A 14,377-nucleotide genomic window follows, 5' to 3' on the forward strand; every position below is an offset into this window, starting at 1 on the left:
CGCATTGCGTCCGGGGCACGAGAGACGGGGGCTTTGGCTCAGCCGTAATAGCGCCAGCGCGGCGGCGGGCGACGGGCGGGACGCGACATCAGGAGCGCGAGTGCGAAGCCGATCCCGCCGGCGATCAGCAGCGCACCGAGCGGATTATCCTGCACCTTCTTGGCAATCGCCTGCGAACCGTCGCGCAAGGTCTCGGCCGGCTTGTCGTAGGCGTCCTTGGCGTAGCCGGCCGCAGTCTCGCCGGCGTCGCGCACGGCATCCTTGGCCTGGCCGTAGAGATTCTGCACGGTGCCGGCGGCTTCCCGCGCCTTGCCTGACGCCTGTGCCTGCGCATCGCCAGCGAGATCACCGACGGCGCCTTCTGCGCGCCCAGCGAATTCCTTGGCCGATCCGACGATCCGATCCTTGTCCATGTTGCTCCTCCTCGGGGGTCAACCCAAGTAACCGATCAGGAGCAGCGCAGTTCCAAGCTTCTGCGAAAGTGTGTAGTCCGGACTACGCTTCCGCCTGCGCTCTTCGGGCTACGGCGGACATGTCGCTCCATCCGGGCTACAGGATGAGCCCGCCATCGACGACCAGCGTCTGGCCAATGATGTAGGACGACAGCGGCGAGGCCAGGAACAGCGCCGCGCCCGCCATGTCAGCCGGCGTGCCCAATCGCCGCAGCGGAATGCGTGACAGCGCGCCTTCGAGCCGCTTGGGATTGTCGGTGGTCACCTTCGTCATCTTGGTGTCGACGAGGCCGGGCGCAATGCCGTTGACGCGGATACCATCCTCGGCCCAAGCCTCGCCCAGCGTCCGCGTCAATCCGACTGCGCCGGTCTTCGAGGCGTTGTAGGCGGGATTGCCCATGGTGGAATGATAGGCTGCGGTCGAGGACACCATGATCAGCGCGCCCTTGCTATCGCGCAGCATGGAGTGAAACCGCGTCGCGCAGGCCATCAGGCTCATCAGATTGACCTCGACGACCTTGCGGAAGCCGGCCATCTCGAACTCGCCGCGGCGATAGAGCACCGCGCCCTGCGCGAGCACGAGCACATCGAGACGATCGAAGGACGGCTTGAACGCTTCCACCGCGCCGGTGTTGCCGACGTCGAGCTGCGCATAGGAAAGACCCGTGAGATCGGAGCCTTCTTGCGCCGAATATTCCGCGGGATGAGCACGCGTGCCGCAGACTGCAACTTGCGCGCCCTTGGCGCGAAAGGCTTGCGCGATGCCGTTGCCGATGCCGCTGGACCCCCCGACCACCAGCACCTGCTTGCCTGAGAAATCGAGCTCGTTCACCATCACGGCCTCCCCTTTTGTTTTGCTCGTTTGACCTGTCTGCGGATCGATGCCAGCCTTGTCCATCTCATAACAAGAAACAAGAGACGCGAGGAAACGGCATGTCCGAATTCAAGGAGCTCAGCCGGTCGGTGAAGGGCCTGACCGTTCTCGTCACGGGTGCGGCGAGCGGCATGGGGCGCGCCACCGCGCGCGTGTTCGCCGCTGAAGGCGCGAACGTTGCCGTCACCGACTTTGACGAGCAGGGCGCGCTGTCCGTTGCCAAGGAGATTGCCGCGAACGCCGGATCCGCGAAGGCGTGGAGGCTCGATGTCGCCGATGGCGGCGAGATCAAGCGCGTCGTTGGCGATGTCGCGGCGCATTTCGGCGGGCTCGACATCATCGTCAACAATGCCGGCATCTCCGTGCGCGTCGCGATCGACGACGAGGCTTACGAAGACGCCTGGGCCAAGGGGATCGCCGTGATGCTGACGGCGCATCCGCGCATCATCCGCGCCGCGCTGCCGCACCTGCGCAAGTCGAAGAGCCCGCGCATCGTCAACATCGCCTCGACCGAAGCACTCGGCGCCACCGCATTGCACAGCCCCTATTCGGCGGCGAAGGGCGGCGTGGCGAGCCTCACGCGCTCGCTCGCCGTCGAGCTCGGGCGCGAGGGCATCACCGTCAACTGCATCTGCCCGGGCCCGATCCGCACCGCCATCACCGATCGGATCTCCGAAGAGCACAAGACCATCTACGCCAAGCGCCGCACTGCACTGGGCCGTTACGGCGACCCCGAGGAGGTCGCGCATATGACGCTGAGCCTGTGCCTGCCGGCGGCGTCTTTTCTCACCGGCGCGGTGATCCCTGTCGACGGTGGCCTGATGGCGCGCAACGCGTGAGAGCCATGACGCTTAAGAGATATGCACGCCGAGCGTTGACAACGCCGGTCGCGGGAGTAGCTTTTTTATCGGCAGAGCGGGACCAACCGCTCGCGGTTCGCGGGAGAAACACCATGACGATCGCCATCCGGCAGCTTCAGAAACATTTTGTCGGCGAGGTTTCCGGCCTCGACCTGCGAAAGCCTCTCACCGAGGCCGAGGCGCGCGAGGTCGAGGCCGCCATGGACAAATATGCGGTGCTGGTCTTCCACGACCAGGACATCACCGACGAGCAGCAGATGGCGTTCGCGCTGAATTTCGGCCAGCGCGAGGACGCGCGCGGCGGCACCGTGACCAAGGAAAAGGACTACCGGCTCCAATCGGGCCTCAACGACGTCTCCAATCTCGGCAAGGATGGCAAGCCGCTGGCGAAGGACAGTCGCGCGCATCTGTTCAACCTCGGTAACTGCCTGTGGCATTCCGACAGCTCGTTTCGCCCGATCCCCGCAAAATTCTCGCTGCTGTCGGCGCGGGTGGTGAACCCGAAGGGCGGCAATACCGAGTTCGCCGACATGCGCGCGGCCTATGACGCGCTCGATGACGACACCAAGGCGGAGATCGAGGATCTCGTCTGCGAGCACTCGCTGATGTATTCGCGCGGATCGCTCGGCTTCACCGAGTACACCGACGACGAAAAGCAGATGTTCAAGCCGGTGCTGCAACGCCTGGTGCGCACCCATCCGGTGCATCGCCGCAAGTCGCTCTATCTCTCATCGCATGCCGGCAAGATCGTCAGCATGAGCGTCCCCGAAGGCCGGCTGCTGCTGCGCGATCTGAATGAGCATGCGACGCAAGGCGAGTTCGTCTACGTCCACAAATGGAAGCTGCATGATCTCGTGATGTGGGACAACCGCCAGACCATGCATCGCGTCCGCCGCTACGACCAGTCCCAGCCCCGCGACATGCGCCGCGCGACGGTGGCGGGGACAGAGCCGACGGTACAGCAGCAGGCGGCGGAATAGGCAGCACACCCCGCTGGACGTGGTCATCGCCCGGCTTGACCGGGCGATCCAGTACTCCGAGACGGTTGTGATGGAATCGATAGGCCGCGGCGTACTGGATGCCCCGGTCAAGCCGGGTCACGACAGCGGAGGGTGGCGCAGGACACGCAAACCGTCGCAGCAGCTGCTACACAGCTACGCGTGTCCCGCATCGTTCGAGAGCATGCCGGGATCGATGCCGATCTTGCGCAGCGCGCGGCCGTACTTCTCGTCGACATCGTCGCCGAAGATCAAATCCGAATCCGCATCGCAGTGCAGCCAGCCATTGCTCTGGATTTCGGTCTCGAGCTGGCCCGGCGCCCAGCCGGCATAACCAAGCGCGAGGATGGCGTGCTTCGGGCCGGAGCCGTTGGCGATCGCCCGCAGGATGTCGACGGTCGCGGTGAGGCAGACGCCGTCGTCGATCCGGAGCGTCGCGTTCTCGATGTAGAAATCGCTGGAATGCAGCACGAAGCCGCGGCCGGTATCGACCGGCCCGCCACGCAGCACCTTCATGCTTTCGGCGTTCTCCGGCAGCTTGATGTGCTCGCCCTTCTTGATGATGCCGAGCTGCTGCAACAGCTCGGGGAAGTCGATGCTGCCGGCGGGATGATTGACGATGATGCCCATCGCGCCCTCGGCGGAATGCGCACAGAGATAGATCACCGAGCGCTCGAAGCGCTCATCGCCCATCACGGGCATCGCGATCAGGAGCTGGCCGTCGAGATAGCCGGCCGAGCTGGGAAGCGCGGGGGCCGCGCTGCGGGTGCTTTCGCCCGTCCTTTTGCCTGTGGGAGCCATCGGTGAAGCACTCCGGTTTCGATTCCTATCCTGATGTCGGGCCGGGCTGCTGTCAAATCAAGGCTTGCATAGACTTGATTCAGGTGCATCCATCACAAGCAATTCAATGGTTTGCCCAGGGGCGACCCTGTAAAGACGTGCCATGCTGACAAGAGTTCCCCTGCATGCGGCGTTTGGCGTCGCAACAACCCTGCTTGCGTCGTCGATGACGCTCGCAGCCCGCGCCGACGACGCTTCGCCCTGGCAGCGCGACGGCCATTCCGCAGTGCGATTGCTGGCGGGATCGCGCAGCGGCGCCGTCCTGCTCGGCGGTATCGCCTTCCAGCTCCAGCAGGGATGGAAGACCTACTGGCGCATCCCCGGCGATTCCGGCGTTCCGCCGCGGTTCGATTTCTCCAAATCGGACAATGTCGAAGCGGTGACGGTGATGTGGCCGGCGCCGCTGAAATTCGATGACGGCGCCGGCGGGCATTCGATCGGCTATCACGGCCAGATCGTGCTACCTCTGCGCATCGTGCCCAAGGCGCCCGACAAGCCGGTGACGCTGCGCGCCGAGATCAACTACGCCGTGTGCGAGAAGCTCTGCGTTCCCGTCGAGGCCAATGTCGAGCTCGGCTTCAACAACGTCGCCTCGACCGAGGACGCCAATCTGCGTGCCGCGCTCGACACCGTGCCGAAGCCTGCCACGATCGGTGATCCCAATCCGCTGACCATCCGCGACGTCAAACGTGACGGTCCCAAGAATGTCGTGGTCGACGTGGTCGTGCCTGATAGCCGCGGCGTCAATTTGTTCGTGGAAGGGCCGACGCTCGATTGGGCGTTGCCGATTCCGGCGCCGGTCGAGCGCAGCCCGCCCGGTGTGCAGCGATTTTCCTTCGAGCTCGATGGACTGCCGCCGGGCGCCAAGCCCGACGGAGCGGCGCTGAAGTTCACGCTCGTCGCGCCCGAGAAATCGTACGAGTTCAATACGAATTTGGAGTGAGCCGGAGCTGAGTTGCGCTGCCAGCGCCACATATTCAGCTGTCGTCCCGGGGCGCGCGCAGCGCGAGCCCGGGACCCATAGCCACAGGGAGCGGTTTGGCGAGGACTCGGAGTTACCAGCCAGCGCAACATTTCTCCCTGGGGTTATGGGTCCCCGCCCCCCGTGCGCAATTGCGCACTAGGTCGGGACGACGCCGGTGGCTGGAGCGGCAGCATGCCTCACCCAACCCAATCTTAACGAATGGTTGCTAATCCCCAAGGGCTACCGCATCAGGCCTGCCGCAGCATGCGGGACGCCTGATATGGACGCCCTGGGGATCTCGAATTGGCCGTGATGGATGCAGAACCCGCAACGACCGGACCTGCCGGCCTCATCGCGCGGCTGCGCGCGAAGCTGACGGGCGGGTCGAACGAAGCGTCGCTGACGCGGCGGTTGGCCGGCACCATCTTCATCATCCGGGTGATCAGCGCGGGCCTCGCCTATTTCTCGCAGGTTCTGCTCGCGCGCTGGATGGGGACGTCCGACTATGGCATCTATGTCTATGTCTGGACCTGGGTGCTGCTGCTCGGCAGCATGATGGATTTCGGCATCTCCGCTTCAGCGCAAAAGATCATTCCGGAGTATCGCACCAGCGGCGAGCATGCGCTGCTGCGCGGCTTTCTCTCCGGCAGCCGCTGGCTGACCTTTGCCGTGTCCACGCTGGTGTCGCTGGCGCTCGCCGGTATCGTCAAGCTGCTCTCGCCCTGGATCGATCCGGCCGAGGTGCTGCCGCTCTATATCGGCTGCATGACGCTGCCCGCCTTCGTCGTCGCCAACACCCAGGACGGCATCGCGCGCTCGCATGACTGGATGCAGCTCGGCCTGATGCCGCAATTCATCATCCGCCAGGCGCTGATCATCGGCATCACGGCCGCTGCCTTCCTGCTCGGCTATCACCTCGGCGCGGTCGCCGCGATGGTCGCGAGCGCCGGCGCGGTGTGGATCGCGATGACCGGGCAGATGGTGGTGCTGAACCGCAAGCTCGCCGATCACATCGAGCCGGGCCCCAAGACCTACGACATCGGTGGCTGGCTCGCCGTCTCGCTGCCGATCCTGCTGGTCGAGAGCTTTTACCTGCTGCTGTCCTATACCGACGTGCTGGTGCTTCAGCAGTTCCGCCCATCGGACGAGGTCGGTGTCTATTTCGCGGTGGTGAAGACGCTCGCCCTGGTCTCGTTCATCCACTACGCGATGTCGGCGACGACAGCGCATCGCTTCGCCGAGTACAATGCGCTCGGCGACAAGGCGCGCCTGTCGGCCTATGTCGCGCATGCCATCAACTGGACGTTCTGGCCGTCGCTGGCCGCGACCATCGTGCTGCTTGCGCTTGGCAAGCCGCTGCTCTGGCTGTTCGGCACGCAATTCACGGTCGGCTACGACATCATGTTCGTCGCCGCGATCGGCCTCGTGGTGCGCGCCGCGATTGGACCGGTCGAGCGCCTGCTCAACATGCTCGGCCAGCAGAAGATCTGTGCGCTGGCCTACGCGCTTGCCTTCGTCATGAACCTCGTGCTCTGCATCGCGCTGGTGCCGCGCTTCGGAGGTCACGGCGCCGCGGCCGCGACCTCGATCTCGCTGACATTCGAGACAGTGCTGCTGTTCTGGATCGTGCGCCAGCGGCTCGGCCTGCACGTGCTGGCGTTTGGCAAATAGGCGCTGCCACCCGGGTTGCCGGCCTGGAGAATGGCTGTTTCGCGCCTTGCGCGGCAGCGACTGAAACCCCCTCCCCATCCACCGTCTGTAGCAAGATTTTTCTTATTCGACCGAAGCGATTGCGTTTCAGGGAAATTTTATTCTACGTCATATTGCTCAACCGACGAGATAAACCTAAGATTCCCCAGACATGATTGATCCGCTCTATGTCGCCTCCGGATTTGGCGTCGGCCTGCTTGTCGGGATGACCGGCGTGGGTGGCGGCTCGCTGATGACGCCGCTGCTGATCCTGCTGTTCGGCATCCACCCCTCCACCGCCGTCGGCACCGACCTGCTCTATGCCGCCGCCACCAAGACCGGCGGCAGCGTGGTCCATGGCTGGTCGCGGAGCGTGCACTGGCCCGCCGTGCTGCGGCTCGCCTGCGGCAGCATCCCGGCGAGCGCGCTGACGCTGCTCGTGCTGTGGAAGCTCGACCTCAGGAGCGATTCCGAGCGCAGCCTGGTCAATCTGGTGCTGTGCTTTGCACTGCTGCTGACCGCGACCTCGCTGATCTTCCGCAAGGCCCTCATGGAGCGCTATCGGAAGCGCCTCGAGCAGGTCAATGCGCGCACCACGGCGATCGCGACCGTCGTCACCGGCATCGTGCTCGGCGTGCTGGTGTCGATCTCGTCCGTCGGTGCCGGCGCGGTCGGCGTCACCGTGCTGCTGCTGCTCTATCCGCGCCTGCCGATGGCGACCATCGTCGGCTCGGACATCGCGCATGCGGTGCCGCTGACGCTGGTCGCGGGCATCGGACATTGGGCGCTTGGCGATGTGGATTGGGCCCTGATGGGCGTGCTGCTGCTGGGCTCGCTGCCCGGCATCATCGTCGGCAGCCTCAGTGCGACGCGCGTCCCCGAGACGGTGCTGCGCCTGACGCTTGCCTGCGTGCTGTTCGTGGTCGCCGGCAAGATCATGTTCGCGGAGCTGAACCTGTCGTCCGCGATCGTGACGGCGCTGGCCTGGACGCATTAGGCCTGCCACCCGCCCCAGCTGTCATCGCCCGGCTTGACCGGGCGATCCAGCATTCCAGAGGCTAACGTTGGCGAACTCGCTCTTGCCACTTCCGCCGCGGCGTACTGGATGCCCCGGTCAAGCCGGGGCATGACACCGGTCGTTACTCGGCCGTCCAGCCGCCGTCGATCGACAGGTTGGTGCCGGTGATCTGCGCGGCATCGTCGCCGCACAGGAACAGCGCGAGCGCTGCGACCTGCTCGGAGGTCACGAACTCCTTGGTCGGCTGCGCGTCGAGCAGCACGTCGTTGATGACCTGCTCGCGCGTGAGGTTGCGCGCCTTCATCGTGTCGGGGATCTGCTTCTCCACCAGCGGCGTCCAGACATAGCCGGGGCTGATGCAGTTGCAGGTGATCTTGTGGGTCGCGACCTCGAGCGCCACGGTCTTGGTCAGTCCGGCGATGCCGTGCTTGGCCGACACATAGGCGGACTTGAAGGGCGAGGCGACCAGCGAGTGCGCCGACGCCGTGTTGATGATACGGCCCCAGCCCTTCTTCTTCATGCCGGGCACCGCCGCGCGGATGGCATGGAAAGCCGAGGACAGGTTGATCGCGATGATCTGGTCCCACTTCTCGACCGGGAACTCCTCGATCGGCGAGACGAACTGGATGCCGGCATTGTTGACGAGGATGTCCACCGAGCCGAACGACTTCTCGCCGAGCGCGATCATCCCGGCGATCTCGGCGGGCTTGGTCATGTCGGCCGGCGAATACACCGCCTTCACGCCGAAGTCGGATTCGATCTTGGCGCGCTCCTTCTCGATGTCCTCCGGCGAGCCGAAGCCGTTGATGACGACATTGGCGCCGGCGGCGGCGAAGGCGCGCGCATAGGCGAGCCCGATGCCGCTGGTCGAACCGGTCACGACGGCGTTCTTGCCTGACAGACTACCCATGTTATTCGCTCCTTTTTGGCGGGGGCGCGGTGACGTCCCCCGTGAGATCGTAGGTCACCATGGTCTCGCCGGACTGCGGCCGCTCGAGCCAGTCCTTATGGCGCATCGACAGATGCACGTCGCGCACGCCGGCTTCCCAATGCTCGACCATGGCGACATGCGAGAAGTCGTAATCCTTCGACGAGGATTCGTAGTTCTTGCTGCGATAGATCAGATGCACCACGGTGACGGTGCTTTCGCGCGATACCTTCGCGAGGAATTCCACGGAAGGATCATTCTTCAGATAATCGGGCAATTTGGAAATCAGATCGCGCACGGCCCGGCGCGCATTATGGATCTGCTTGTTCTTGTCGGTGTTCATCCGCGTTCGGCTGGAGAAGCGGATGTCCTTCTCGCGCTCGGTCGCCTCGAGCAGCGAATTCGGCAGATCGCCGCGGGCGCTGAACAGATCGACCTGGAAGATCAGCATGTCGCGAGCGACTTCGGCATCGAGCACGTAGTCGAGCGGCGTGTTGGAGGCGATGCCGCCGTCCCAATAGTGCTCGCCTTCGATCACGACGGACGGAAATCCCGGCGGCAGCGCGCCGGAGGCCATGATGTGCTCGGGGCCGATGGTCTTGCCGAGCTTCTTGAACTCGTAATTGTCGAAATATTTGAAGTTGCCCGAGGTGACGCCGACGGCGCCGACCGACAGGCGCGTCTTCAGATCGTTGATGCGATCGAAATCGACCAGGCGCTCCAGCGTCTTCTTCAGCGGCGCGGTGTCGTAATAACTCTCGGCCTGCTTGGTGCCGGGCGGCCAGAGCGGCGCGGGCGGAATGCGCGGCGTGAAGAAACCGGGCACGCCGAAGGTCGCGATCAATGCGGCACTGGTCGAATTGAACAGCTCGCGGCTGTGATCGCTCTTGCCGATCGGCTTCCACGGCACCGGCGCCGACACCATCTCCCAGAATTCCTTGAGCCGCTTGACGCGGGTCTGTCCCTCGTTGCCGGCGATGATGGCGGCGTTGACCGCGCCGATCGAGATGCCGGCGACCCATTCCGGCTCGAAGTCGAAATGGCACAGCGACTGGTAGGCGCCGGCCTGATAGGAGCCGAGCGCACCGCCGCCCTGGAGGACCAGGACGCGCTGCGCCTTCGCGGGGACTGTTGCGACTTCCGGGCTATGATCTGTCATCTGGGAACAATAGCAAAAGGCGAGCCACCGTGGCGACAGTCCGCCGCGGCGTCAATGCATCCCGGGATCAAGTCTGGCTTATCGGGGGTCGGTCGAGGCCAGGATCATGGTCCAGAACACCTTGTATTTGGTGCCGGGAGCATAGCCCGCCGCGATGCCCAGTTTTGTGACACCGCTCTTGAGCATGTTGGCGCGGTGCGGAGGCGAGTCGCGCCAGCCGGAAAACGCTTCCGCCAGCGTATGATAGCCGGCCGAGACGTTCTCGACCGCCACCGTCGCCGGATAGCCGCCCGCGCTGAGGCGCTTGGCCAGCGGTGCGCGGACGTCATGGTCCATCTTGTTGGCCGCCGCCATGGCCTGGGACTGGGATTCGGCGAGCAGCATCAGTTCGGGGTCGATCACGACGGTCCCGAGGGCGTTGTTCTGGCGGTATTGCGAGATCATGATCGCTGCCGCCTGCGCATCGAGCTTGGAGCCCGGGATCGACATGTCGGCATACATCGACGGCTGCTGGACCGGTGCTTCGTTGCCGGCGCAGCCGGCAAGAAGCAAAGCAATAGAGATTGCGGCCGCAGCGCGCATGTTCAGGGGCCCCCAAATGAGGGGCCGTTGTTGCATACCAACCGTGGCTGAAAGGTGAATATTGAGGAAGTTTTGAGCTTTCGGCCGAGGCGCCTACTAGCCCGCGAATATCCGGTAGCGGCGCGGTTCGAGGCCGATCGTGTCGCCGGCGCGCAGTTCCCTGTCGCGGGGGGCGTCGATCTCGATGGTCTCGCCACCGGATAGCGCCACCTCGGCCCGCTGCACCGGGCCGAAATTCCGGACGTGCTGCACGGCGCCCTCGAAGGCACCGCTTCCGGGCGGGCCGACCAGCATGTCATGTCGCCGCACGAACAGTTTTGACGCGCCAGACACCAAGCCGTCTGCTGCAAGATTGAGTGGGCGGTCGCCGAGCCTGATGACGCCGCCTTCGACCTGGACCGGCAGCTCGATGGATTCGCCGATGAAGCCGTGGACGAAGGCGGTCGCCGGGCTTTCATAGACGTCGTCGGGCGAGCCGATCTGCTCGATCCTACCCTTGTCCATCACCACGACGCGGTTGGCGACTTCGAGCGCCTCCTCCTGGTCGTGGGTGACGAAGATCGAGGTGACATTGATCTCCTGGTGCAGCGAGCGCAGCCATCGGCGCAGCTCCTTGCGCACCTTGGCATCGAGCGCGCCGAAGGGCTCGTCGAGCAGGAGGATGCGCGGCTCGATCGCGAGCGCGCGGGCGAGTGCGATGCGCTGGCGCTGGCCGCCGGAGAGCTGGCTCGGATAGCGGTCGGCGAGCCAGTCGAGCTGTACGAGATCGAGCAGCTCCTTGACGCGCGCACGAATGGTGGACTCGTCCTTACGGCTGGCGCGCGGCTGCACGCGCAGGCCGAAGGCGACGTTCTCGAACACCGTCATGTGGCGGAACAGCGCGTAGTGCTGGAACACGAAGCCGACGTTCCGTTCGCGCGCGCCCCGCGCCAGCGCATCCTCGCCATTGAAGGAAACCTCGCCGGAATCGGGCCAGTCGAGGCCGGCGATGATGCGCAGCAGCGTGGTCTTGCCGGAGCCGGACGGACCGAGCAGCGCCAGCAGCTCGCCATTGTCGACCTTGAGATCGACGCCGTCGAGGGCTTTGAAGCTGCCGAACTGCTTGACGAGATTCCTGACTTCAATGGTCACTTGCGTCGTGTCCTTCGTCGAGGTGACGTTCGAGAACGGTCTTGGCGATCAACGTGATCAGGGCCAGCATCGCCAGCAGCGAGGCGATCGCAAACGCAGCGACGAACTGGTACTCGTTGTAGAGAATCTCGACCAGCAGCGGCATGGTGTTGGTCTCGCCGCGGATGTGTCCGGATACCACCGACACGGCGCCGAATTCGCCCATCGCGCGCGCGTTGCAGAGCAGGACGCCGTAGAGCACGCCCCATTTGATGTTGGGCAGGGTGACGCGGAAGAAGGTCTGCAGGCCGGAGGCGCCGAGCGAGATCGCGGCCTCCTCCTCCTGCGTGCCCTGCTCCTGCATCAGGGGGATCAGCGCGCGCGCCACGAACGGGAAGGTCACGAAGGTGGTGGCGAGCGCGATGCCGGGCACCGCGAACAGGATCTGGATATCGTGATCCCTAAGCCAGCTGCCGAAATAGCCCTGCGCGCCGAACAGCAGCACGAAGACGAGGCCCGAGATCACCGGGCTCACCGAGAACGGCAGGTCGATCAGCGTGATCAGGAAGGTCTTGCCGCTAAACTCGAACTTGGCGATGGCCCATGCCGCGACGAGGCCGAATACGAGATTGAGGCCGACCGAGATCGCCGCGACCAGCAGCGTCAGCTTGATCGCAGCCAGCGCCTCCGGCTCGGCGAGCGCGGACAGATAAGCGAGAACGCCTCTCGAAAAGGCCTGCGCGAACACCAGAACCAGCGGCAGCACGACGAAGACGCTGAGGAAGATCACCGCCAGCGCAATGATGGCGATACGTATTGCGGGCGGCTCGGTGCGGAGGCTGTCCCGGGCGGCGGCCGCGTGGGCACGCGCGCGCGCATCGGTCGAAGGCAGCGAGACGGAATCTGCGATCTGCATCGTCATGATCTGCCCTCAGCGCGCCGGGATCCGGCTCTGCGCCCAGCGCTGGAGCCGGTTGACGGCGAAGATGATGACGAAGGAGACGACGAGCATGACCACGGCGATGGCGGTCGCGTCGGCATAACGGAACTCGGACAGCCGGATCACGATAAGGAGCGGCGCGATCTCGGAGACATTAGGCAGATTGCCGGCGATGAAGATCACCGAGCCGTATTCGCCGACCGCGCGGGCGAAGGCGAGCGCGAGGCCGGTGAGCAGCGCCGGTCCGAGCGAGGGCAGGATCACGCGGATGATGGTCTGCCAGCGGCTGGCGCCGAGGCTGCCCGCTGCCTCCTCGATCTCGGGGTCGAGGTCCTGGAGCACCGGCTGCACGGTGCGCACCACGAAGGGGATGCCGATGAAGATCATGGCGACGAAGATGCCGATCGGCGTGAATGCCACCTTGATACCGAGCGCTGCGAGCGGCGCACCCAGCCAGCCCGTCTCGGCAAACAGCGCCGTCAGCGCCACGCCGGCGACCGCCGTCGGCAGCGCGAACGGTACGTCGACGATGGCGTCGAACAGCCGGCGTCCGGGGAAGCGGTAACGCACCAGCGCCCAGACGATGATGCTGCCCATGACCAGATTGACGCAGGCCGCCGCAAAGGCGAGGCCGAAGGAAACGCGCAAGGCGTTGAGGGTGCGGCGGCTGGACAGGATGTTCCAGAATTGCTCGGGGCTAAGCTCCAGCGATTTCAGGAACAGCCCGGCGAGCGGAATCAGGATGATGATGGAGAGCCAGGAAAGCGTCAGTCCCATCGTGAGACCGAAGCCCGGCAATGTCCGTCGTCGTGCTGCAACTGCGCTCACCAGGCCCCCTGCTACTCCTAAGACGGCGCCCGATCAGTTCTTGTAGATCTGATCAAAGACGCCGCCGTCGGCAAAATGTTCCTTCTGCGCCTTGGTCCAGCCGCCGAAAACGTCGTCGATCGTGAACAGTTCGACCTTCGCGAAGGAGTTTTCGTACTTCTTGGCAATCTCGGCGTCGCGCGGACGGTAGAAATTGCGCGCGGCGATTTCTTGACCTTCCTTGGTATACCAATACTGGAGGTAGGCATCGGCCGCGTTGCGGGTGCCTTTTTTATCGGCAACCTTGTCGACGATCGCGACCGGCGGCTCGGCGAGGATCGATTGCGGCGGCGCCACGATCTCGAACTTCTGCGCACCAAACTCCTTCAGGGCGAGATAGGCCTCGTTCTCCCAGGCCAGCAGCACGTCGCCGACGCCGCGCTCGACGAAGGTCACGGTGGCGCCGCGCGCACCGGTATCGAGCACCGGCACCTGCTGGTAGAGCTTTCCGATGAAGTCCTTGGCCTTGTCGGCCGAGCCGTATTTCTTTTGGGCAAAGCCCCAGGCGGCGAGATAATTCCAGCGCGCCCCGCCGGAGGTCTTCGGGTTCGGCGTGATCACCGAGACACCGGTCTTGAGCAGATCGTCCCAGTCCTTGATGCCCTTCGGATTGCCTTTGCGCACCAGAAACACGATGGTCGAGGTATAGGGCGATGAATTCTGCGGCAGACGCTTCTGCCAGTCGGTCGCGGTGAGGCCCTTGTTCGCGACGGCGTCGATGTCATAGGCGAGCGCGAGCGTCACCACATCGGCCTGCAATCCGTCGATCACGGCACGCGCCTGCGAGCCGCTGCCGCCATGCGACTGCTTGATCTCGACGCTCTTGCCGGTTTCCTTCTGATAGGCATTCGCGAACGCCTTGTTGAACTCGGCATAGAGCTCACGCGTCGGATCGTACGACACGTTCAAGAGATTGATGTCAGCGGCGAGAGCCGAGCTTGCCAACAATCCAGTCAAGAGCAGCCCTGCCGCGAGCGGAACGATACGGCGCATCATGTCCATCTCCATTTACCTCGACGACGTCATCGTCATCGATGGCACGCGGGCATAACTCGGGGCGAAACGCTCTCAAGTCAACGGAACCGGATTTTCTTGT

15 protein-coding genes are annotated in these 14,377 nt (G+C 64.5%); 5 read left to right on the forward strand and 10 right to left on the reverse strand.

Annotated features, from left to right (window positions below):
- Nucleotides 1-38: 38 nt before the first annotated feature.
- Nucleotides 39-413, reverse strand: coding sequence for a CsbD family protein (locus tag AB7535_RS31430; protein ID WP_231143924.1), 375 nt, complete (start codon nt 411-413; stop codon nt 39-41).
- Between the two features lie 136 nt (nt 414-549).
- Complete coding sequence (locus AB7535_RS31435) at nt 550-1,287, reverse strand: SDR family NAD(P)-dependent oxidoreductase (RefSeq protein ID WP_231143923.1); 738 nt, start codon at nt 1,285-1,287, stop codon at nt 550-552.
- A 98-nt stretch (nt 1,288-1,385) separates the two neighbouring features.
- Between AB7535_RS31435 and AB7535_RS31440 the strand changes: the two genes are divergently transcribed.
- Nucleotides 1,386-2,165: an SDR family NAD(P)-dependent oxidoreductase gene (locus AB7535_RS31440; RefSeq protein WP_231143922.1), complete on the forward strand. Its 780-nt coding sequence runs from the start codon at nt 1,386-1,388 to the stop codon at nt 2,163-2,165.
- 113 nt (nt 2,166-2,278) lie between these two features.
- Nucleotides 2,279-3,166, forward strand: coding sequence for a TauD/TfdA dioxygenase family protein (locus AB7535_RS31445; protein WP_231143921.1), 888 nt, complete (start codon nt 2,279-2,281; stop codon nt 3,164-3,166).
- Nucleotides 3,167-3,340: 174 nt separating this feature from the next.
- On the opposite strand, the gene AB7535_RS31450 is transcribed toward AB7535_RS31445, so the two are convergent.
- A complete protein-coding gene (locus AB7535_RS31450) occupies nt 3,341-3,985 on the reverse strand; it encodes a YqgE/AlgH family protein (protein WP_063981003.1) in 645 nt (214 codons plus the stop codon).
- Between the two features lie 142 nt (nt 3,986-4,127).
- Between AB7535_RS31450 and AB7535_RS31455 the strand changes: the two genes are divergently transcribed.
- The 3 genes from AB7535_RS31455 to AB7535_RS31465 all read left to right on the forward strand — a co-directional run bounded on the left by AB7535_RS31455 (nt 4,128) and on the right by AB7535_RS31465 (nt 7,674).
- Nucleotides 4,128-4,967 (forward strand): protein-disulfide reductase DsbD domain-containing protein, encoded by an 840-nt coding sequence (locus tag AB7535_RS31455; RefSeq protein ID WP_085401857.1) that lies wholly within the window; start codon nt 4,128-4,130, stop codon nt 4,965-4,967.
- 324 nt (nt 4,968-5,291) lie between these two features.
- The gene (locus AB7535_RS31460) at nt 5,292-6,659 is read left to right on the forward strand and encodes a flippase (RefSeq protein WP_425364265.1); all 1,368 of its coding nucleotides are present in this window, start codon (nt 5,292-5,294) and stop codon (nt 6,657-6,659) included.
- A 190-nt stretch (nt 6,660-6,849) separates the two neighbouring features.
- Entirely contained in the window at nt 6,850-7,674 is an 825-nt protein-coding gene (locus AB7535_RS31465) for a sulfite exporter TauE/SafE family protein (protein ID WP_247302250.1), read from the forward strand.
- Nucleotides 7,675-7,816: 142 nt separating this feature from the next.
- Here the strand turns inward: AB7535_RS31465 and AB7535_RS31470 are convergent, their stop codons facing one another.
- The 7 genes from AB7535_RS31470 to AB7535_RS31500 form a co-directional block, all read right to left on the reverse strand.
- Nucleotides 7,817-8,605 carry a 3-hydroxybutyrate dehydrogenase gene (locus AB7535_RS31470; RefSeq protein ID WP_028157423.1) on the reverse strand — a complete coding sequence of 263 codons (789 nt, stop codon included), beginning with the start codon at nt 8,603-8,605 and terminating at the stop codon, nt 7,817-7,819.
- 1 nt (nt 8,606) lies between these two features.
- On the reverse strand, nt 8,607-9,782 hold the full coding sequence (locus AB7535_RS31475; protein WP_063980999.1) for a DUF3734 domain-containing protein: 1,176 nt from the start codon (nt 9,780-9,782) through the stop codon (nt 8,607-8,609).
- Between the two features lie 78 nt (nt 9,783-9,860).
- Nucleotides 9,861-10,364 carry a CAP domain-containing protein gene (locus tag AB7535_RS31480; RefSeq protein ID WP_231143918.1) on the reverse strand — a complete coding sequence of 168 codons (504 nt, stop codon included), beginning with the start codon at nt 10,362-10,364 and terminating at the stop codon, nt 9,861-9,863.
- A gap of 96 nt (nt 10,365-10,460) precedes the next feature.
- Nucleotides 10,461-11,495, reverse strand: a complete 1,035-nt coding sequence (locus AB7535_RS31485) for a sulfate/molybdate ABC transporter ATP-binding protein (protein ID WP_063980997.1) — start codon at nt 11,493-11,495, stop codon at nt 10,461-10,463.
- Complete coding sequence (gene cysW, locus AB7535_RS31490; RefSeq protein WP_231143917.1) at nt 11,485-12,396, reverse strand: sulfate ABC transporter permease subunit CysW; 912 nt, start codon at nt 12,394-12,396, stop codon at nt 11,485-11,487. The genes AB7535_RS31485 and cysW overlap by 11 nt, the downstream gene beginning before the upstream one ends.
- 9 nt (nt 12,397-12,405) lie before the next feature.
- Nucleotides 12,406-13,242, reverse strand: coding sequence for a sulfate ABC transporter permease subunit CysT (gene cysT / locus AB7535_RS31495; protein WP_071916676.1), 837 nt, complete (start codon nt 13,240-13,242; stop codon nt 12,406-12,408).
- A 33-nt stretch (nt 13,243-13,275) separates the two neighbouring features.
- Complete coding sequence (locus tag AB7535_RS31500) at nt 13,276-14,277, reverse strand: sulfate ABC transporter substrate-binding protein (protein ID WP_028148402.1); 1,002 nt, start codon at nt 14,275-14,277, stop codon at nt 13,276-13,278.
- Nucleotides 14,278-14,377 lie beyond the last annotated feature (100 nt).

The organism is Bradyrhizobium sp. 956_D2_N1_4, assembly GCF_052076025.1.
GTDB lineage: Bacteria > Pseudomonadota > Alphaproteobacteria > Rhizobiales > Xanthobacteraceae > Bradyrhizobium > Bradyrhizobium barranii.

Coding starts and splice junctions, on each gene's coding strand:
- AB7535_RS31430 (WP_231143924.1), bottom strand. CDS start 413: ATGGACAAGGATCGGATCGTCGGATCGGCCAAGGAATTCGCTGGGCGC.
- AB7535_RS31435 (WP_231143923.1), bottom strand. CDS start 1,287: ATGGTGAACGAGCTCGATTTCTCAGGCAAGCAGGTGCTGGTGGTCGGG.
- AB7535_RS31440 (WP_231143922.1), top strand. CDS start 1,386: ATGTCCGAATTCAAGGAGCTCAGCCGGTCGGTGAAGGGCCTGACCGTT.
- AB7535_RS31445 (WP_231143921.1), top strand. CDS start 2,279: ATGACGATCGCCATCCGGCAGCTTCAGAAACATTTTGTCGGCGAGGTT.
- AB7535_RS31450 (WP_063981003.1), bottom strand. CDS start 3,985: ATGGCTCCCACAGGCAAAAGGACGGGCGAAAGCACCCGCAGCGCGGCC.
- AB7535_RS31455 (WP_085401857.1), top strand. CDS start 4,128: ATGCTGACAAGAGTTCCCCTGCATGCGGCGTTTGGCGTCGCAACAACC.
- AB7535_RS31465 (WP_247302250.1), top strand. CDS start 6,850: ATGATTGATCCGCTCTATGTCGCCTCCGGATTTGGCGTCGGCCTGCTT.
- AB7535_RS31470 (WP_028157423.1), bottom strand. CDS start 8,605: ATGGGTAGTCTGTCAGGCAAGAACGCCGTCGTGACCGGTTCGACCAGC.
- AB7535_RS31475 (WP_063980999.1), bottom strand. CDS start 9,782: ATGACAGATCATAGCCCGGAAGTCGCAACAGTCCCCGCGAAGGCGCAG.
- AB7535_RS31480 (WP_231143918.1), bottom strand. CDS start 10,364: ATGCGCGCTGCGGCCGCAATCTCTATTGCTTTGCTTCTTGCCGGCTGC.
- cysW (WP_231143917.1), bottom strand. CDS start 12,396: ATGACGATGCAGATCGCAGATTCCGTCTCGCTGCCTTCGACCGATGCG.
- AB7535_RS31500 (WP_028148402.1), bottom strand. CDS start 14,277: ATGATGCGCCGTATCGTTCCGCTCGCGGCAGGGCTGCTCTTGACTGGA.